21 protein-coding genes are annotated in these 20,568 nt (G+C 36.0%); 7 read left to right on the top strand and 14 right to left on the bottom strand.

The window, feature by feature from the left end; all coding sequences use genetic code 11:
* Positions 1 to 27 precede the first annotated feature (27 nt).
* From MKX78_RS04445 to MKX78_RS04415, 7 genes are all read right to left on the bottom strand, one after another.
* A complete protein-coding gene (locus MKX78_RS04445; protein WP_341049994.1) occupies positions 28 to 345 on the bottom strand; it encodes a hypothetical protein in 318 nt (105 codons plus the stop codon).
* Positions 342 to 548: a hypothetical protein gene (locus MKX78_RS04440; RefSeq protein ID WP_341049993.1), complete on the bottom strand. Its 207-nt coding sequence runs from the start codon at positions 546 to 548 to the stop codon at positions 342 to 344. The genes MKX78_RS04445 and MKX78_RS04440 overlap by 4 nt, the downstream gene beginning before the upstream one ends.
* A complete protein-coding gene (locus MKX78_RS04435) occupies positions 545 to 904 on the bottom strand; it encodes a hypothetical protein (protein WP_341049990.1) in 360 nt (119 codons plus the stop codon). The genes MKX78_RS04440 and MKX78_RS04435 overlap by 4 nt, the downstream gene beginning before the upstream one ends.
* Positions 905 to 1,185: 281 nt before the next feature.
* Positions 1,186 to 2,169, bottom strand: coding sequence for an ABC transporter substrate-binding protein (locus MKX78_RS04430; protein ID WP_328198470.1), 984 nt, complete (start codon positions 2,167 to 2,169; stop codon positions 1,186 to 1,188).
* 15 nt (positions 2,170 to 2,184) lie between these two features.
* On the bottom strand, positions 2,185 to 3,495 hold the full coding sequence (locus tag MKX78_RS04425; RefSeq protein ID WP_095370466.1) for an NtaA/DmoA family FMN-dependent monooxygenase: 1,311 nt from the start codon (positions 3,493 to 3,495) through the stop codon (positions 2,185 to 2,187).
* Between the two features lie 239 nt (positions 3,496 to 3,734).
* Entirely contained in the window at positions 3,735 to 4,640 is a 906-nt protein-coding gene (locus tag MKX78_RS04420; RefSeq protein ID WP_289432908.1) for an ABC transporter ATP-binding protein, read from the bottom strand.
* Positions 4,641 to 5,318 (bottom strand): ABC transporter permease, encoded by a 678-nt coding sequence (locus MKX78_RS04415; protein ID WP_095370468.1) that lies wholly within the window; start codon positions 5,316 to 5,318, stop codon positions 4,641 to 4,643.
* Between the two features lie 145 nt (positions 5,319 to 5,463).
* On the opposite strand from MKX78_RS04415, the gene MKX78_RS04410 reads away from it, so the two are divergent.
* Positions 5,464 to 6,171, top strand: a complete 708-nt coding sequence (locus tag MKX78_RS04410; RefSeq protein WP_095370469.1) for a response regulator transcription factor — start codon at positions 5,464 to 5,466, stop codon at positions 6,169 to 6,171.
* Entirely contained in the window at positions 6,168 to 7,871 is a 1,704-nt protein-coding gene (locus tag MKX78_RS04405) for a sensor histidine kinase (RefSeq protein WP_341049984.1), read from the top strand. Before MKX78_RS04410 ends, MKX78_RS04405 begins: the two co-directional genes overlap by 4 nt.
* Positions 7,872 to 7,965: 94 nt before the next feature.
* Here the strand turns inward: MKX78_RS04405 and MKX78_RS04400 are convergent, their stop codons facing one another.
* Both MKX78_RS04400 and MKX78_RS04395 read right to left on the bottom strand, forming a co-directional pair.
* Positions 7,966 to 8,727, bottom strand: a complete 762-nt coding sequence (locus MKX78_RS04400) for a TerC family protein (RefSeq protein ID WP_341049982.1) — start codon at positions 8,725 to 8,727, stop codon at positions 7,966 to 7,968.
* Positions 8,728 to 9,120: 393 nt separating this feature from the next.
* On the bottom strand, positions 9,121 to 10,803 hold the full coding sequence (locus MKX78_RS04395; RefSeq protein WP_341049979.1) for a YrzE family protein: 1,683 nt from the start codon (positions 10,801 to 10,803) through the stop codon (positions 9,121 to 9,123).
* Positions 10,804 to 10,933: 130 nt separating this feature from the next.
* Here MKX78_RS04395 and MKX78_RS04390 point away from each other — a divergent pair, with 130 nt between their 5' ends.
* Positions 10,934 to 11,638, top strand: coding sequence for a polysaccharide deacetylase family protein (locus MKX78_RS04390; protein ID WP_341049977.1), 705 nt, complete (start codon positions 10,934 to 10,936; stop codon positions 11,636 to 11,638).
* 185 nt (positions 11,639 to 11,823) lie between these two features.
* On the opposite strand, the gene MKX78_RS04385 is transcribed toward MKX78_RS04390, so the two are convergent.
* From MKX78_RS04385 to MKX78_RS04375, 3 genes are all read right to left on the bottom strand, one after another.
* Positions 11,824 to 12,780, bottom strand: coding sequence for a hypothetical protein (locus MKX78_RS04385; protein ID WP_341049976.1), 957 nt, complete (start codon positions 12,778 to 12,780; stop codon positions 11,824 to 11,826).
* A gap of 229 nt (positions 12,781 to 13,009) precedes the next feature.
* Positions 13,010 to 13,927, bottom strand: a complete 918-nt coding sequence (locus MKX78_RS04380) for a macrolide 2'-phosphotransferase (protein WP_341049974.1) — start codon at positions 13,925 to 13,927, stop codon at positions 13,010 to 13,012.
* Between the two features lie 13 nt (positions 13,928 to 13,940).
* Positions 13,941 to 15,404, bottom strand: a complete 1,464-nt coding sequence (locus MKX78_RS04375; RefSeq protein ID WP_341049972.1) for an Msr family ABC-F type ribosomal protection protein — start codon at positions 15,402 to 15,404, stop codon at positions 13,941 to 13,943.
* Between the two features lie 390 nt (positions 15,405 to 15,794).
* On the opposite strand from MKX78_RS04375, the gene MKX78_RS04370 reads away from it, so the two are divergent.
* Entirely contained in the window at positions 15,795 to 16,178 is a 384-nt protein-coding gene (locus tag MKX78_RS04370) for a nuclear transport factor 2 family protein (RefSeq protein ID WP_307314869.1), read from the top strand.
* 32 nt (positions 16,179 to 16,210) lie between these two features.
* Here MKX78_RS04370 and MKX78_RS04365 read toward each other — a convergent pair whose 3' ends face one another.
* A complete protein-coding gene (locus MKX78_RS04365; RefSeq protein WP_307314872.1) occupies positions 16,211 to 16,735 on the bottom strand; it encodes a dihydrofolate reductase family protein in 525 nt (174 codons plus the stop codon).
* A gap of 174 nt (positions 16,736 to 16,909) precedes the next feature.
* Here MKX78_RS04365 and MKX78_RS04360 point away from each other — a divergent pair, with 174 nt between their 5' ends.
* The 3 genes from MKX78_RS04360 (at position 16,910) to MKX78_RS04350 (ending at position 19,464) form a co-directional block, all read left to right on the top strand.
* Positions 16,910 to 17,323 carry a VOC family protein gene (locus tag MKX78_RS04360; RefSeq protein WP_095370479.1) on the top strand — a complete coding sequence of 138 codons (414 nt, stop codon included), beginning with the start codon at positions 16,910 to 16,912 and terminating at the stop codon, positions 17,321 to 17,323.
* Positions 17,324 to 17,741: 418 nt separating this feature from the next.
* Complete coding sequence (locus tag MKX78_RS04355) at positions 17,742 to 18,272, top strand: TetR/AcrR family transcriptional regulator (protein WP_341049970.1); 531 nt, start codon at positions 17,742 to 17,744, stop codon at positions 18,270 to 18,272.
* Between the two features lie 67 nt (positions 18,273 to 18,339).
* A complete protein-coding gene (locus MKX78_RS04350; RefSeq protein ID WP_341049967.1) occupies positions 18,340 to 19,464 on the top strand; it encodes an MFS transporter in 1,125 nt (374 codons plus the stop codon).
* A gap of 693 nt (positions 19,465 to 20,157) precedes the next feature.
* On the opposite strand, the gene MKX78_RS04345 is transcribed toward MKX78_RS04350, so the two are convergent.
* Entirely contained in the window at positions 20,158 to 20,535 is a 378-nt protein-coding gene (locus tag MKX78_RS04345) for a hypothetical protein (protein WP_322910092.1), read from the bottom strand.
* Between the last annotated feature and the right edge of the window lie 33 nt (positions 20,536 to 20,568).

Genomic DNA, 20,568 nt, shown 5'->3' with positions numbered 1-20,568 from the left:
TAAGAAACTATTAATTACGGGCTTCATTTATTTGGAACTTGTTCCAAAGATAAAAATTATACTCAGATCACCTTTTGCGAGGCACTCATTCCAGGGTTTCTTTCGGAGTTGACTTGCTAACACTTTTTGCGAGGCGCTCATCCGCAGTTTCCATTCTGAGTGATTTGCAAACACCTTTTGCGAAGCACTCATCCGCAGTTTCCATTCTGAGTGATCTGCAAACACCTTTTGCGAGGCGCTCATCTCAGGGTTTCTTTCTGAGTGACTTGCAAACACCTTTTGCGAGGCGCTCATCCACGAGTTTCTTTCTGAGTGACTTGAAAACACCTTTTGCGAAGCGCTCATCTCCGGGTTTCTTCCTCAGTGACTTGAAAACACCTTTGCAATGCGCCCATCCCCGAGTTTCTTGCTGAGTGACCTGCAAACACCTTTTGCGAAGCGCTCATACCCGAGTTTCTTGATGAGTGACCTGCAAACACCTTTTGCGAGGCGCTCATCCGCAGTTTCCATTCTGAGTGATCTGCAAATACCTTTTGCGAGGCGCTCATCTCAGGGTTTCTTTCTGAGTGACTTGAAACACCTTTTGCGAGGCGCTCATCCGCAGTTTCCATTCTGAGTGACCTGCAAACACCTTTTGCGAAGCGCTCATCCCCGAGTTTCTTGCTGAGTAACCTGCAAACACCTTTTGCGAAGCGCTCATCCACGGATTCCTTTCTGAGTAACCTGCAAACACCTTTTGCGAGGCGCTCATCCGCAGTTTCCTTTCTGAGTGATCTGCAAACACCTTTTGCGAGGCGCTCATCCGCAGTTTCCTTTCTGAGTGATCTGCAAACACCTTTTGCGAAGCGCTCATCCCCGAGTTTCTTTCTGAGTGACCTGCAAACACCTTTTGCGAGGCACTCATCCCCGGATTCCTTTCTGAGTGACTTGCAAACACGCCTTCTTTTTAGAAAATGATTAAATACCGGCGGAGACAAATGAGACCACCCAAAATATTGGGTGGCCTCGAAATTCTATATAGAAAAAGGTAATCTAGTCAATTATTGTCCATAATGGATATATAGCTCAGCACGTCGGAAAGGGGGTCCATAGGCGAGAGCGAAAAAAAATATGGATGGTGTGTATATGGGACAATAACTGCTAGAGTACTATCATCTTTTGATGATATTCCTTATTCCTGCGATATTATTTAGATAAATCTTCTTGTAATGCTTTTAAAAATTCAACACGGCTATTTGCAGGGCCGCCTTCTAATAGTGGATCAATCGTATTTACATATACTTGATCTTCTTTAAATGCCGTAATGTTTTTCACAATAGGATCGTTTTGTAAATCTTCTAAAGCGTTTTTCGCCTCTGCATTTTCACTTTCAGCAAATTGGATGAATAGGTGGTCTGGATTCATATCTGCTAACTGCTCAATTGAAAGTTGTGCTTGGTTCTCTGCTGCTTCAATCTCTGCTGGTACTTCTAATCCTAATTCACTATATAAAACAGGATTGACGAATACATCTTGTGGATAAACAAATACTTGACCTGCGCGGATACGTACAGCTGCTACTTTTTTACCTTCTAATTCTCCAGCAATAGATGCTTTTGCAGTTTCTACATCTTCTTTATATGCATTTAATACTTCTTCTGCTTTATCTTCTTTTCCAGAAATCTCACCCATTAACTTTAAGTTTGCTTCCCAATCAGTAGAGATATAAGAAACAGGAATAGTCGTAGCAATTTTCTCTAATTTCTCTGTTACATCTGCAGGGAATTTAGATGTTGCTAAAATAACATCTGGTTGTAACTCAAGCACTTTTTCAAAGTTCGGTTGTCTTTTTTCACCGATAGATTCAGCTTTATCTGTGATAGAAGTATAAATTTCAGGAAATTCTCCTCCAACTGAAATAGCACCCACTGGATGTACATCTAATGCTAACGCATCTTCCATTGCTTCCATGGCACCAGTAATTACGATTCGCTCTGCATTAGCAGGGATTTCGTATGATTTACCTAAGTACTCAATTGTTTTTGTACCATCTTCACTGTTTTCTTCGGTTTTTGCATCATCTTCCTCTTTGTTCGAAGCATTTGACTCTTCACTACTACCTCCACCACAAGCGGCTAATACTAACATGATGAACATCATTAAACTAGCTAACATCCACTTTCTATTCACTATTATTCTCTCCTTCTAGTTCTTCTTCTTTGTTAGATTTGTTATAAATGTATTACTTTCATACTCTTCTCTGAACAATCCTTTTTCTACAAGTAATGGTAGCAGCTTATCGAAAAATAGTTGTAGTGACCTTATTGAACCACCTGGTAAAGCAATAAAACCATCCATTGCTCCTTTATCCAGCCAGTATTCAATCTGCTGTGCAGCCTCCTCGACTGTGCCGATGATTATCCAATGAGCCGAACTGATAACCTCTGGCCTTGATAGTAATTGCTGAACTGTTGGTTCATTTTTGATAATGTAATCTTTTAACAGTCCTGCATGTGTTTTGCTATACACTTGTCGATCATTATGCGGTATGTGCGCTGCAGTTACTTTGTCATCTTTAGCAAATCCACTCAGATCCAGGCCCAGTATACGCCGTACCATTGCCAATTGTTGCTCCAGACTTAGATGTGCAAAAGCATCACGATAAAGCGCTTTTGCTTCAGCAGTTGTATTTCCTAAGAAAAGTGATAATCCTGGTAATACAACAATATCATCAGCTTTTCTACCTTTTGACTTTGCACGATTGCGCAAATCTTGACGATAACTTATCGCTGATTCGATTGTAGGTGTGGCAGCAAAGATTCCTGATGCTACACCAGAAGCAAACTCACGCCCAGCATCAGAAGCACCTGCTTGAAATAATGGTAATTCTCCAGCAAGATGAGCAGGTAAATTCAGCGGTCCTCTCACATCATAGAAATCACCTTGATAATCAATTGGATGAATTTTATCTTTATCAGCAAATATCCCTTCATCCCGATCAACTAAGAAAGCTTCAGCAGGGTAACTCCTCCACAACCTATGAATAACATCTACGCTCTCTTTCGCACGATTATATCTTTCCTCTGAAGAAGGCATATTCTTATGGCCAAAATTATCTCCACCTTCAATAGAAGTGACAATGTTCCACCCTGCTCTTCCTTCACTTAATCGATGAAGAGTCTGTAATTGCCTTGCAATCACGTATGGTGGGTTAAAAGTAGTCGAAACAGTTGTGACCAATCCAATCTGACTTGTGTGCTCTGCTAGCATCGTCATCAACAATGTCGGATCTAATCCTCCCATCGCTGGTGATATATTGACTCTTTCTGGATGCAAAAATAATGCATCTGGTTTGAATACAAAGTCCAACTTTGCTTCTTCTGCTTTTTTCGTCAGCTCTATGTAAAAATCAGCAGAAAATATACGTTCTGCACTACTATCTTTTTTGCGCCAACCCCAGCCATTTAACCAAGTAGGTGATAATGATAACCCTATACAAAGATGCTTCTCACTCATTACTATTCAACCTTCCCTACAGTTGCTGCCACTAACATTCCCATATAAAAAACGATTTTCATTCAGAGATTCTGTTTGATAATGAGAATCATTTTCATTATAGGATGGAATGAAAAAAAAATCTAGTGTTATTTTGAAATTATTTGTTAATTTTTTCTTTAGCTCAAATGTAAAAAATAAAAGGTAGCCCGAACCAAGAATGGTTTTATAGGCTACCTTTATGATACTTAAAATCTGGTCTATCCTTCTAAGAATACTTCCTCAAGGCTAGGCTCATCTACCTCAATACGAAAAATATCAATTTTATATTGGTTAAAAGCTCTTACAATTTGAGCAATTTGTTCCTCCTTTTCTAAAGTTATTATTGTTTTCTCATCTTCTCGTTGTATCTCTTCACTCATATTATTTAACCATTGGATGACCGTATGTTCTTGATCTTGCGGAAAAATTGAATGTTTCATTGTCACAATCAGCTTCGACCGGTAATACGCTTTAAGTTCAGCAATTGTACCAAGTTTCTGTAGCTTGCCATCTTTCATAATTCCAATTCTGTTACAGAGCTTTTCAACTTCATATAAATTATGCGAAGTTAAAAATATCGTTTTCCCCATTTCCTTTAACTTAATGATTAATTGTTGAATTTCTATCGCAGATTCAACATCTAATCCCGAGGTTGGTTCGTCTAAAAATAATACTTCCGGATCATGAATAATCGCTTGAGCTAACCCTAGTTTTTTCTTCATCCCAAATGAGTATTTACCCACTCTTTTATTCGCATCTAAACCAAGTCCAACCCATTTTAAGACACGTAAACATTCTGCAGTCGTCACTTTTTTTCCAGAAATATTGGCAAAATATTTTAAATGAGCAATTGCATTCATATGATGATAGAATGCCGTATAGTCAGGCAATACTCCGATTCTTTTTTTCACTTCTTCATTTGGTACCTTTTCTCCTAGAATACTAAATGAGCCAGAAGTTGGTCGAAGAATACCTGTTAATATATTTATAAAAGTAGATTTTCCTGCCCCATTTCTACCAAGAAAACCGAAAACCTCTCCTTCTTCTACTTTTAAGTTTATCCCCTTTACAATATCGACTTTACCAAAGCGCTTTACTATATCTCTCGTTTCTATCACATTCATTTAACAATCCGTCCTTTTAAAAATAAAATAAGTCATACTATACATAACAGCAGCTTGTAAAAAAACGATAAGAAACTTAAAATCTTCGTCTTGCATATAGAATAGCGGCATCAAATATTTTAGATAGCTATACCATGCTGTAGATTCTAATATAACCATTTGAAAGATTGAAAAGGCCATCCCAAAAATCACACCAATAAACATTGTATATTGTGGACTCTTAATGACAATTGATAACAATAATGTAATAACGACAAGGTAAGTTAATAAACTTACTGTTTCCAAAAATAATCGCCCATCAAATGACTTAGAATAAAACAACGTTATTACATAACAGACAGTAAAACAGACAAACCAAAAAATCCATACTCCTAAAAATTTACCAAACAGAATATTTGCTTTGGATGTCTTCGTGACAAGAAAGCGCATCGTACGCTCACTCAATTCTCGATTTAAGACATCATGTGATAATGACATCACGAATAATGGACCAAAAAGTAGCAAGATTATTAGTAGACCACCCGCATACCAACTTGAAGTTTGTTCTAACTCCAGAATTGGTACTAATTGCTCCGTATACTTTGCAAAATAATAAGAACTGACTAAAAGAACAACAATCATAATAATCGATTTCACACTTTTGAATAATTGAAAGAATTCCTTCTTTGTAATTGCCATCAATGTTATTCCCTCCTTACGAAATACTATAATAGACTGACCTTACCTAATGAGTAACATCACCTTAATTCTACCTTAAATTTCCACAATCGCTTCTTAAAAATGATATGATATATGCGGAATACTAGCTAGGGGATGATAGAAATTGTATGATAGCAGACTATTAATAGTAGACGATGAACAGTCAATCTGTACGATGTTAGTGACGATTTTAAAAAAAGAAGGCTTTAACCATATACATACGACTGGCACAGCAGAAGATGCTTTATCATTATGTGAAAATAACGAGTATGATTTAATCCTTTTAGATGTGATGCTTCCATGTAAAAGTGGTTTTGACATCTGTCCAAGTATACGTGCGATCACTAATGCACCCATTTTTTTTCTAACGGCGAGAGCATCCGATCTAGATAAGTTATCAGGTTTTGCCTTAGGCGCTGATGATTATATTACTAAGCCCTTTAATCCACTTGAAGTCGTGGCACGGATACTTGCCCATTTACGTAGACAACAAACTCATTTACCATCAAAAAAATTAAAGCAATTCAACTTTGGCTCCCTTGAGATCAACATTCATTCAGGTGAAGTATATAAGAACAAGACAAAAATCGATCTCTCAGCTCAATTATTCCAATTACTCGTTTTCTTATGTAAGCACCCTAATCAACTATTCAGTAAAGGACAGCTTTATGAGCAAGTTTGGGGGGAGCCTTACTTAGGAGAAGATAATACGGTAATGGTTCATATTCGAAAGTTAAGAGAGAAAATCGAAGACAATCCTAGTGATCCAAAATGGATTGTGACTGTACGAGGGCTTGGCTATAAGTTTGTTAGTAGGGATACCCCAAAATGAGTATTCATCGACGTTTTATTACTCAATTTCTTTTGCAGTTGTTTTTTTATTTTATCTTCATTTCTTTTATTCTTTTAACCTTTACTGTTTTCTTTGGTTATTATTTATCAAAGGCGGAGATTGAAGGGAATGTTGGGAAAGCTGACGAACTATTTTTAGAGGATCAAATACAACTAAACAATGGGCATGTCACCATCCAATCAGAGTTAAAAGAGCTAGTAAAAAAGCAATCTGGATGGTTATTAATATTTGATAATAAAGGGCAGCTAATAAAGCATTTATACTCGCCTAAAGAGTTAGAAATGAACTTCTCAGCTTTGATAGATCATAAGGAGGATTACGATCGATATTATAGTTGGCAGTTATATAATGATAGTGAACAGCCACTCATTGTCATGTTTGGGCAAAGAAATAAAGCTGAGAAGCTCATTGATGAAATCGCCTCACATATGAACTGGACAACAGATGAATTGCAATTACCAAGGGATCTTCAACATGAAGTAATGAGTGTAGATGGATCCGTGTTTTTATCTACACTGGATGGGACAGTCTTGAATACCTTCAACAAAGAGCAGAGACTGTCTATTAAAGAACTTTATCAATTAGGTAACAATAATAGCTTTTTGACAAAGAGTATTTCCAATCAGGAATCTAATAAGACACTCATTGTCTCTGTCCCTAATCCGATAAAAGAGGATGTTGAAGCAACAACGTTTATATATCATTTAAAATATCCACTGATCGCTCTCCTAATCGCTTTATTACTCACTTTTATTATTAGTGGCTTTTTATATTCGCGTAAGTTCGCATCACCTGTAACGACAGTGATCCAATGGATTGAAAATTTAGGGAATAAACAATATACGTCTCCTACAAATATTAGACATCAACAAAAGCTCTATAATAAGTCTGGAGTTATTAAGCATAAATATAGACTTTATAAAGAAGTAATGGAAACACTCTCTGCTGTAACCATCCAACTAGAAGAAAATGAAAAAATGCGAAAAAAACAAGCTAAAACAAGAGAAGACTGGATTAGTGGCTTATCACATGACTTGAAAACACCGCTTTCTTCTATTGTAGGTTACACAAAAATGTTAAATTCCGATCAATATCAATGGAGCCTAGATGAAAAAAAACATTTCATTGACACAATCGATGAGAAATCCCATTACATGATGGAGCTTATCGAAGACCTAACTTTAACTTATCGTTTACAGAATAACAGTTTACCTATTATAGAAGAATCAATAGAATTGAACGAAACGATACGTAGGACAATTATTCAGACAATGAATATGCAAGATGAGTATGCCTATACTTTTGATCTGCAATCAGAAACAAAGCAATTGATTATTTCTCTCGATCCTAAATGGTTCCAAAGAATTTTAGATAATCTCATTATGAATGCTGTGAAATACAACCCAAAAGGAACGACTATAACGATTACGACGCAGACGTTAGAAGAGAGATTGGTCATCATTACCATTGAGGATAATGGAATTGGTATGGACGATGAAACATTAGATAACTTGTTTGATCGCTACTATCGTGGGACAAATACGACTGATTCTTCTACTGGTACCGGATTAGGAATGGCAATCACTAAACAACTCGTCAAACTTCATGGAGGGTCAATTAAAGTACACAGTGATGTCGGTATTGGGACAAAAGTGAGGATTATCCTTCCCATTAATTAAGACACAACAAATTTCTTAGTGGATATGAATACTTCATTATATCCACTGCTTTTCTTTTTTAGCATGTACTTAAAACATCCTCTATAAACACAACTCATGCTGGGTTTTTACTAGAAGAAAACCAACCTATTACTGCGATCGCAAGTAATATGCCATAAAATATGATTTGCCAAAGGGCTGAATGGGCAAATCCTTCTGGTAACCAAGCAATGTCTTCGTGTGAAAGGACCATTACGAGTAGCTTCACACCTACCCAACCGACAATCAGATAAGCGGCACCCTCAAGGTTCGGACGTTTATGAAGTAAATCAACAAAGATATTAGCAGCAAAACGCATGAGAAGGACACCGATTAGTCCACCAATAAATACAACAAGGAAATGACCTGTGTTCAGTCCACCAATATGACCCCAATCTGTTTCAGGTAAGGTTACACCTAAAGCAACGGCAGCTAAAATAGAATCAATCGCAAAGACTAAGTCTGCACATTCTACTTTAAATACAGTCCACCAGAACTCTTTCTGTGTAGCTTCTTCTATGATTTCTTCCTGTTGTTGAGAATGATTGTTCTTTTTCATTCTCAACCAAGTATATAGATTTTTAATTGACATGATTAATAAATATATCGCACCTAATGCTTGAACTTGCCAGACGTTCACTAAGAAAGAAATAATAAATAATGACCCGAAACGAAGGACCATTGCACCAACTAAGCCATAAAATAAGGCTTTTTTCCGTTGTTTCTCAGGTAAATGACTGACCATTAATGCTAATACGACCGCATTATCAGCAGCAAGTAATCCTTCAAGACAGATAATAACGAATAATACACCTAAATATGGTAATAACAATTCCAATCCTTTCGACTCCCCTTTTTTGCATTTGCGTAACAAGATTTTGTTCACACATGAAGCAGTAGCAAAACAAAGAAATCCCATAGCGAGCTGTTCAGGATGGGCGGAGTCCCATGTTCTCTTCTCTAAACGGCAAATCTCTTTTATAATGTCTCAGGCAGTTACTGCATACTTATTTTTCCTAAATTCCTCGATTTCAACCTATTAATCCTCTATAAATTTGTTATTCATAAAATAATTTAGTAAATAACGGGTGAAAAACCATCCTCACTAAATAAAGAAAGAGTAAAAAATAGTTAGACAATGGTTAAATAGATGAAATTGGCTACCAAATAAAAAAACGCACACAAATTCTGTTTTCATAACAGAATTGTGCACGTTTTAAGTAAAGCATTGTTATTCTAATCCATTAATGGTCATTTCTTTAACAGGTAAAAACATTTCACCTGTATTTAAATAGGTCATCTCTACTTCATCATCTTCTTGCAAATAGATCGCTAGCGGATTGTTTTCAGTAGAGGCAATGAAATTCTTACCATCTTCCAAAAGGAAGGATACGTTTGTTGATTCCCCTACTCTTTCTTTATATACCCTAACTACTTTTCCTGTTAATTGGACTTCTTCAGCACTAGAGCTTCCTTCAACACTTCCACTACCACGTTGTAGAGCTGTTTTATATTGCTTCAATGCATCATTTGGTGTACTAGCATAAACAGCAATTTCCGGATTCGCAGCTGAAACGATAAAATAGTTTTGCAAGAAGCCATTTGTATCTAATACCGGTGTTAACCAGCTTGCTTCACCATAGAAATTATATAGGATTGGCATTTTACCATACCATTTTTTCTCAATGAATTTCTTTTCGATAATTTGTAATGCCCCTTGAGAATCCATATAAGACTCTTCAAGATTCCCCGTATAATAAGTCGCTTCACCTGTTCGAGAGTTCGTCAAAGAATATCCTAGCATAGAGTCAACGCCCTCTTTCGGACTGGTGAAATCAGTGAAATAATACATATCGCCTTTTTCATCAAAAATAGGACTCACATTCGCTTCTGTACCTTCATCTGATGGTAACTTCACATCAGATTTTCCAAATAAACTATTCCAGTAGCCATTCACATATTTTCCGAAGTAGCTATTATGCAAGCTAACTGTCTCCGGCGAAACAGCTCCGTCAATAAAAGCAGGTACATCTTTTAATTTATATTGCTTAGCAGCTCCTGTTAACGGGTCAACCATCACTATCCCCAATGGATTAAAACCGTTTCTTGCGCTAATAAATTCACCATAGGTGCGAATATAAAAAGGCTTACCATCATCATCAATTTCTAATTGCACATCACCATAGAAAATATAATCAGGGTATTGCATTCGAATCTGGCGATAAATATCTTTGTTTAAGAAGGAAGATGGTGTATAAGCCATTTCCGATTTAATAAACTTTGGATTGGCACTAGAGTCTGTTGCACTTACAGTAAAATACCCTGGTGTAGTATCACCTTGTATCCATTTAAAGAAACCGGAAAATTCTACTGGTGCAATATACACATATTGCCCATCTACTTTTTGTATTTGTAAACTCCCAAGTTCATAATAGCTCGTGTTTGGCACTTGCCCAAAAGCTTTCTTCATTTTATTACGAGCAAAATCAGGCGGCACACTTGCTGGTGTTTCATTCTCATCAAATGTTTCAATTTCTTCTTCGACCTGCATTTGTGCTTTTTCAAATTTCTTATCTGCATTAAAGACAAATGCGAAAGACATATAAGCGATAGCTATGATACCTATTAAACCTAGTACTAATTTAACCTTACGTTCTATACCTTTAGCAAAGAAACCGCCAAGTACAGCTAACACTGTTAAACCGATAACAAGACCATTCATATTGCGATCTAAATTAGTGAAATAATAAATACTAAAGATAATAATAAAGAGAAGAACGAAGATAAAAAGGAACCCGTTAAATGAAGGGTTTTTTTTCTTTTCTTCCCCCTTTTGAAATAAAGATAAGACTGGAAACAAAATAACTGCGCTTACCACAGCGGTTATGAGTGAGAATATAAATAGTTCTCCCATGGAGTATCCCCTTTCGTTATTGCAATGTTCTACTATGTTATACGAATCTACACAGAAATAGTTTCAGTCCTTTTTCATTTTTTTGTTATAATCAAGACTAATGAAATCTAAAATGTGAGGAAATAGTAATGTGAGAAAAAAAACATACCTTAAAATCCTTTTGTCGTTACTGTTACTTTGTTTGCTTTTATTCGGTAGCTATGAATTAATGAATGCAAGATCATATCAATTATTCGGAAACATAACAAATAGCATTGAAACCGATGAAAAAGTAGTTGCTCTTACTTTCGATGATGGTCCAACTAAAAATGTGGAACAGGTTCTTCACTTATTGGAACAATACAATGCAAAGGCCACTTTCTTTCTGATTGGTCAAGATATAGAGAAGTTTCCCGAAGAAACGAAAGCAATTATTGAAGCTGATCATCAAGTTGGTAATCATACATTTTCACATGCAAGAATGATTTTCAAGTCACCGACATTTATTAAAGAGGAAATTGATAAAACCGATGAACTTATCCATGAAGCGGGATATAAAGGCGAGATAGACTTTAGACCACCAAACGGCAAAAAAATAGTATTCCTACCTTATTATCTCAAGCAACAAGAAAAAGAAACGATTACATGGAATATTGAACCTGATACTTTTTTCACTACACCAGAGGAAAAAATCGACTATGTATTAGAAGCAATCCACCCTGGTTCTATTATTCTCCTTCATCCAATGTATGATCAATCTGGTGACGAACTTCAAGTGATCGAAGAAATTTTAAAAGCTTTAACAGAAGAAGGCTATCGATTTGTTACTGTCGATGACCTACAAGCATTGGAATAAAAATCATAAACCTTTCGCTTCAAGAATTTTTTTCACCTTTCATTCTATCTATGAAAAAACTTGTACTAAAATAAAGGGCTGGTATACCAATGGCTAGATAAAGCCAGCTCTTTGGCATCAAAAGGTTATAGAAATAACTAAATAATACAACCCAGCTAAATAAAATAATAAAATAAGCTAACTTTTTAAAGACTGTTCTTACCTCCTGTCCTTAACCCTTTCAACATATCTGTATGTTGACAATATAGCTTTCTCCCATATTGACAGATTTCCTTATAATGTATATTCAACCATTTATCCATATCTTTTTGTTCATTTTTCTTGAAAAAGAATGTAGATAGTTGCTGCATGATTTGGTAAGATGCATAGTTATGAGGAATATCATTATTTATGGCTTGATGGATTAACCTTTCTAGCAAACGATGGTCTGAGTAATAGATGAGCTCGATTAATTTTGCGCGATATTCCAGCTCCCACCCGCTTAAATTCGGGTAATGTTTATAATCGTTGTAATGTTGAGCTTCATGCTTTAAAAATGAAACGAGGAACTGATCTTCATTTAAATATTCTCTATAGCGAGGAAGTATACAATAGATCCCTTCCTTCGATGCCCATCCACCTGCTCCTATTTCTCCAAAAGTGGCATAGTCTAGCCAACCCAGCATCAAAAAATCATCGAGGAAAAATACTTGAACCGTTTCTAATTCATTTAAAAGTTCAACATCTACCTTTTTACTTTCTGTAGTTTGCCAAATATATGGACCATAATGTGGAAATGTCCTTCCTCCGACGAATGAATAGCCTTTCTCTTTAAATATTTGTCTCAGCTCTTCTTCTATTTCTTCCATCGACTGAGCATGGCTAAATGTTGATTTACCTAAACCTATTAATAGATCACTTTCCGCTTGAGAAACATCTTTTCTCCTAGTTAAAACATCTATAAAATAGCTGTGATAACAATTAACTACATTTGCTATCCACTTATCAACATGTTGAAAAGGTTCATTCTTCTGAAAGAAGCGCTGTTGATAACTTTTCAACACGGCTTCCTCTTCTGCAGTACGATGCTCCTTTCTTATTAATTGTTGATAGATTTGTGTGATCTCGCCCTGAATACAGAGTTGATAGAGTAAATGTGCCACCCGAAAAACCTCCATTTGCTGTTCTTCCTATGTGGGATTCGACATTATTCTTCTATTACCTTCATTATTCTTAATGGTTCAGTTCAACAATGGATCACCTACGGATAATCGTCGTATGTTGCTTCACCCTGTTTTCAAATGACGATTGTAGATTTCAAACGAATGATAGTAAAAACAAACGAGCAAATCTTTTCACAGTCTTTGCTCGCTTGTTGAGTATCTCTAGGATTTATTTGATGCTCTCCTCATTATCCCCATCTACACCAAGCATCGTTTTTGCCATCTTCTCCATTTCCTCCAAGCCAGAGAGTTGAGCAAATTCAGCTACTCCAACGGCTGCTGCACTGACAAGTTCGATGATATGCTCTTTCATAAATGGCCATGTCCTGCCGCCCGCTTTTTCATAAGCTGAGATGACTGCATCTAACCCCTCTTCTCCAAAAATTAAATAATGAGAAGTAAAGTCTATAGATACATCACCGACAGCTACTTCAGTCCAGTCTATCAATCCTGTTACCTCTTTCTCTTTATTCACAAGAATATGCCCTGGATGCACGTCACCGTGAAGCAATCCTGTATGATTGGGCCATAGGCGATCATTCGCCAACCACTTCTGCCAACGTCTCCAAAGTTCATCTTTTACCCCATAAATCTCCTTTACCTTATTCATTCTTGAACTCATTTCCTCTTTTGCTTGGGAACTATTAAAAATTTTAATACCAATATCTTTCACATAGGGAATCGGCGTTCGGTGAAGTTCTGCCAGTATTTCACCTAACGTTGCGTGATACCTTGTCAAATCACTTTCCTTATCGAAGCTCCAAACATAGTTTTGTATCTCATGATCGATTGTGCCAGCTGGTATACCGTCTAATTGTTTGTAGGCCATACAATCATTCGTAAAAACCTCCCAATGCGGTGCTTTAATGCTCGTATGTTTATAAAGTACTTCAAGTACCGCATGCTCCTGTTTTGAACGAGTCATTGAATCTTCACGGCGTGGTATACGTAATATCCACTGATTATTTTCCTTATCTACAACATGTGCAACTAAGAAATCCATACCTGATTCATTTATTTTAATTTCTTCCTCATCAATCATTAATCCATGTTTGTTAGCTAGTCTTTTCACTTCTTTTTTATCCATTTTTATCTCTCCTTTATTTCACTTGTTTTATTTGTTGCTCTTCAATTTTAAAAATATGATCCGCCACTCTTTTCACGAAAGTTCGGTCATGACTTACCAGCAGTACAGTCCCTTCATATGCATGAAGAAAACTTTCCAATGCTTGTATGGCTCTTATATCTAGAAAATTGGTTGGTTCATCTAAGATGAGTACATTATTACTTCCTAAAAATAGCTGACATAATACAAGTCTGGTTGATTCTCCACCACTTAAGGTCATTACCGATTTCTGCAAGTCATTCCCTTCAAAACCCATAGAATGAAGGACTGTACGAACTTTACTTTCAGCATATACACTGTTTTCATTCATAAATGCTAAAACCGTTTGTACACCTTCTAATAAATAATTATGCTGATGATAAACACCAAATGATACATTAGGAGATAGAACTATTCCATCCCCATTGGAGACGATATGTTTAAGTAAAACCGTTTTACCGGAACCATTCCTTCCCTCAATGGCAATGATCTTTCTTAATGGGAACTGGAAACTGGCATGTGTTAATAATCGTTTGCCATCAACAGATAAAGAGACTCTATCTCCCATTATTGGGTATTTATTATGCATTTGAAGAATTTTTGATTGTGGGAAGTGGTGCACACGATCAACTTCCGGTGTCTTTACCTCTCCTAACTGATCTATTCTTTGTTCTATTGCCTTCGCCTGACGATGAATGTTCCTTTGACTTGTATCTTTTGATTTCGTCATGAACATTCGGTTCGCTTTTGCTTTTGCCTCTTTTTTCGACATTGAACGATTGGCTTGATTCACTTTTTCTGCTTGCTTCATTTTTTCATCCGCTGCTTGAATTAATCTTTGTTTTTCTTTCTTAAATTGTTCAAATGCTTGAATATGCTGATTGTGAGCTAGTTGTTTCTGTGACTCATAGTCAGAATAGTTGCCCACATATTCTGTTACGTGTCCATCTTCAACTTCCCATATTTTTGTTACCAATTGATCGAGCAAGTATCTATCATGACTAATAATAATGAGCGAACCGTAATAATACATAAGCTCATCTATTAAAAAATCTATGCCTTCACTATCCAGATGGGTTGTCGGTTCGTCGATAAGCAATCCTTCATAATAGGTGGAAAAAAGTTGAGCAAGTTTTAATCGTGTCTGTTCACCACCACTTAAATGATTCACATCCTCATTTGGTACGGATAACCTTGATAATAACTCTCCGTCTGCTTGCCTTGTTTCCGGCACTTCTTTTTGCTCAAAGTAGCCAAAGTCAATCTGTTTACTCACACTTCCTTTTAAAGGATAGATATCCCCATACATAAGCTTTAATAGGGTCGTTTTACCACTACCATTCTTCCCAACAATCCCAATTCGATCATACTGGTAGACTGATAAGTAAGGAATCTCTAAAATAATACGATCTAGATATGTCACCTCAATATTTTTTATTTCTAATGTTAATTGTCCCACGCTGCCACTTCCTTTAGTTGAGTGATTAAAGGAATGTGATCATAAAAAAACACAGACGCGCTCGGTTGTCTGTGTTTAGGGTAAACGTATATGGTGGTATTTGTTTTAGAGATAACAAAAAAACACAGACAATCTGCGTTTTCTATTCGAAATTATCACGATGAAAACCATTAAAAATGTGCAGACTACTCCCGTTTACCCTGTTTATGAAAACAGAGCCTTTGAACATTATTCAATTAGCTGTTCAAAGTAACGTGGCGTAATCTCATACTTGCAGTCATTTTTAATGATCCTCCCTTCTTTTATTAATAATAACTATATTATGTTCTCCATAGATTTGTCAATCAGACAAAAAATCCGGTAAGATACATAAAAAGGAGTGAAAGTATAATGGACTTTACCTTTACTTACCCAAAAGATTGTAGCAATGCACCAAAAAAAGAGACGATTAAAGAAATGATACATGCTTTTGCTCGTAAAGATCCCTCCCAAGGTTCTCACTATTTGTCAGAGGATATCCAATGGCAACGAGTGAACCATCAGTCAATCATTGGCAAAGAGAGCCTATTTCATTTCTTTGCTAACACTGAAAATAATCATGTTTTATCTCTACATATTGAGCGAATTATCACCCATGGAAAACTTGCGTCAGCGGATGGCACTTATACTATGTCAGATGGTTCAACATTTTCTTTTTGCCATATCATTACCTTCACAAGTGCCGGAAAAAATACAATTAATACTGTCAAAACCTTTTTAATTAAACACGATTGAATGATTTTGACAGAACATTAATTCTCGAAACATTACCTTTCCACAACATAATGTAATTCAACAAATTGATTAAAGGTTCTCGTGCTTATTAAAGAAAGATTGAATTGATAATCACCTGCCTTAAAAAGGGGAATGCCCTCACCAATGATTCTTGGTGCAACAGTAACAATCATTTCATCTATAAGATTTTCCTGTAAGAATGTATAAAGTAAGTCACCCCCACCGATTAGCCATATGCTTTTTCCCTCACCATTTTTCAAATGATTTGTAAATGCTTTAATATCTGGATGAATAAATTTCACATATTCCGTATCTTCATTCACTGATCGGGAGAACACAAAACATTCCTTATCCTTGTATGGAAATTCTCCCTTTTCTTGTTCCATTACCCAATCATACGTACGCTTTCCTATTAAGATTGTATCCACACCGTTGATAAACTCACCGTAGCCATTATCTCCTTCTGACTCCACACTAAATAACCAATCTAGTGAATCTTCTTTTGTTGCGATATAACCATCTAAACTTTGAGCAATATATAGTACTACTTTTCTCATCATAACCCTCCTAAAAAGAACAATTGTTCGTATATTTTAACATACATCTTCATTCATATCATCTACACCGAATAGATAATCATACATATTTAAATCAATTGATATTTAAAAATTTAAAATATTTCACTTTTTGTATTATTATTATAATTAAGCCAATTTTTTAGGAGGAAACCTATGTTTAAAGTCGGTAGCATTTTTATTCCTGTGTCAGATATTGAAAAATCTTCTTCATGGTACGTAAAATACTTAGGTGCGACGAAAATTGATGTTTGGGAAGGGGGCGCGGGATTTTATTTACCTACTGGGTCAACTCAGTTAGCTTTAATCAAAGTGAATCGTCCACAACCGACGGAATTCACTATACAAGATAACCAAAAAAACGCCTATTATAATTTTGTCGTGGATAACATCGTAACAGTTCATCAGTATTTTAATAAAAATGGAGTCATAACGACTGATATTCAACATATGGGAGAGATGGCGTTCTTCGATTTTTTCGATATAGATGGTAATCCATTTAGTGTAGTAAATGAAGTAAAAGATTCACCGTATCATTCAGAGAATGTAAAAAGAATGCAAGAAAAGTAAGAAGGAAAAGAGGTTAGGATATCAGTATGCTAGCTAAGGATTTATCGAATGATTAGGTATATCTAACAGCTAATCATTCGGGTTTTTTGTAATTTATCTTTTTATATGAAGTAAATAGTGGACCGGAGCGGAAGACACTCGACTCCTGTGGGAAATAGAGGGGGAGCTTGTGATTCCGCAGGTAATGCCCTAGGAGGCTCAAGCCCCTCCCCGCGGGAAGCAAGTGTACGCGAGGGCAATGGAATTTTTGGTAAAAGGAGTTTTATAAATCATAATTTGTAATTGTTCGTTTTTGATTTTAGCTCATTTTGTTATGTTCCTACCTCCTTTATCCAAACGAATCAGCTTAATTGAAAAACCCCTTTTAATGGTTTACTATTTATATAATGAACGTTATATCTAAAGGATGTGTGGGTAAATGAGTAAAAAGAAAGAGCAATTACTTGAAAAATCAGAGAAATTATTTGATCAGCACGGCTTTCATACAGTTGGCTTAAAACAAATTATTAAAGAATCTAATGTGGCTCTTATGACAATGTACAACCACTTTGCATCGAAAGAAGCGCTTATTTTAGAAGTGTTACGTAGAAGAGATGAAAGATATTTTGACATTTTAGAAAATGCCATATCCAATCAGGGCAACTTAGCTATTCGATTAGCCGAGGCACACATCAATTGGTTAAGAATAAACGGTTCAAATGGTTGTATGTTTCTGCGGGCTAGAGAGGAGTATTCTTTAGAACCTTCATTTAATGGTGAGATTGTCAGTTTTACTGAACAACATAAAAGACGGCTCATTGATTTTTTCACAAGTAAAGGATTGAATAGCAACGAGGCACTAAGGCTTGAATTGTTATTTGAAGGAGCTACCGCTTTGGCAGAAGTATTTGCTATAGAGACTGTAGCAACAGAATTTCATCATTCAGTATCGAGTTTGTTTTCGGAATAGAGGGTCTCGCTCTTTATTTCAAGAAAATATAATGAACGTTATATCTATTTGAATTAGGTGAATAAACATGAGAAAAGTAATACTACCTGGATTAGCAATGATTGCTGTCACATATGCACTTGCCCGCTTAAGTTATGGCTTATTTCTCCCAAATATCTCGAATACATTGGGCATGAGTGAAGGTGAAGCTGGGCTAGGGAGTTCCATTGCATTTATCGCCTATGCACTTGCTTTATTACTTTCAGCCTTATTGATTAAACATTTTGGCTACCGGAAAGTGAATCTCTTTGCTGGTTTTACAGCCGTTTTTGGACTACTAGGGATGGCTAGTGCGCCATCTATTTTATACTTAAATATAAGCCTATTTATAGCTGGTTTAGGTAGTGGATTAGCTTCTCCAGCATTAAGTCAAATGGTGCAAAACACTTTATCAAAAGAAAAGCTCGACCAAGGAAACACATGGATCAATAGTGGAACCAGCTTTGGTATTATTTTGACCGGACCCATCGTTATTTTATTGACTGATCATTGGCGATTAGCTTACTTACTATTTGCTGTTATTGCTGCTCTTGTATTGATTTGGAATCATTTTTCTCTTCCTCCTGATGAGAAAAAGGAATCGGTATCAGATAACAATATTAAATATCTATCTGCTATAAAAACAGCAAAATATTTATTAGTTGCTTCCCTTTTAATCGGCGGAAGTTCTTCAATTTACTGGACTTTTTCAAGAAGCTTCATAACTTCAAGCTATGGACTAGGAATCAATGAAAGTGTGATATTCTGGATTATCATAGGATTGGCTGGCATACTTGGAGGCGTTTCAGGAAACTTTATTCAAAAACTGGGATTGTCCCTTTCTTACCGATTACTTGTCTTTTTACTAGCAACGTCTATCTTTCTATTAACAATTCCAAGCGCTGTGGCTATTTACCTTTCAGCTGGTCTATTTGGCAGTACCTACGTTTTCCTCACGGGACTATGTATTGTCTGGGCCACGAGGATTTTTCCCGTTTTGCCGGCTTTAGGAGTAAGTTTATCCTTTTTCGCACTGGGAATCGGGCAATCATTAGGTTCCTATCTCGCCGGTATCTCCATTGAAATGAATTCCTATCCTTTTAGTTTCAACATATTTGCCGCCTTTTGCTTAGTCGCTTTGTTTGTCACAACGAAGAAGAAGTCAACGTCATGAGTAGGATCTGCTTTTTCATAGGTAATCACCGCTACACGAAATAAAGAATAAGAATCAGTTATTGTTGCCTCAAACAATAACTGATTCTTATTCTTCGTTCAGAACTTTCATTCAATTCTAGAGTTGCTTAGTTAGAATGGATGTTACCATTCACACTATCCACTTTTAAACTCGCTACCCTTTGTCCTTTAGATTCTTCCAATAAGCATTCCTTATAAATTGGGTTATTTTTAAATTGTTCTAAGACTCTATGAAAATCTTTCTCCTGCTCGTATTCTATACACTCAACTAATTGTCCTCTGTTGTTGGTTATTTTTATCGTATGCATACTCTTTGTTGTTTCCCCCACCTATTCTTATTTATTAATATTTATACTATTAACCTGTATATTTTCGTTTCCTCCTTATACAGTAACACATTCAACTTTTACTTTGAATGACATTTATAAGACAATATTAACATTAATTTTAACAAAATTAATCAACTAACGTCAAAATGCATACAATGAATGATTATACAATATTTGAGAATACTGGATTACTCTAACCCTTAAAAATCCTCCACAATAAAATGTAGAAGTAAGGCGACCTGATTAATCTAGTGATTAGTTGTCCATTTACTATGATTATTTCTGCCATCCGCAAAAAAAACCTATTATCCATGAAGGTAATAGGTTATCTCTAACAAGTTATTTTATTCTTCTTCTTCTTCGACAACTACCTCATGTTCACCTATATAAATGGGGCCATTGGCATGATCAATTCTAATCGGCCATTCATAAGGAACAGCCAGTCTTTTTGCTACTGTTCTCCAAAACTTTGTTGAATCTCTTTCGAACTCTTGGAAATCTTGCAATAATTCTTTATAAGAAGAACCATCGAACTGTACATACATCTCTTGTAATCTCATAAAAGCCATATGACGTATTTCTAATTCGGCTGCTTGCTCCATTTCTTCTTCTGTTGCTTCAGCAATAATCGTACCTGGAGGGGGTAATATGGTATAAATATTATCTATTTCCACTTCTTGGTCAACTGTTTCTACGTTTTTATTACGATTACGATTAAACATAAGCATCTTCTCCTATTATCTATTATCTCATTC

It is taken from the genome of Cytobacillus sp. FSL R5-0569, assembly GCF_038007265.1.
Lineage (GTDB): Bacteria > Bacillota > Bacilli > Bacillales > Cytobacillaceae > Cytobacillus > Cytobacillus kochii.
Note: the sequence above shows the minus strand (reverse complement) of the source record. Positions and strands in the feature narration are given on the sequence as shown.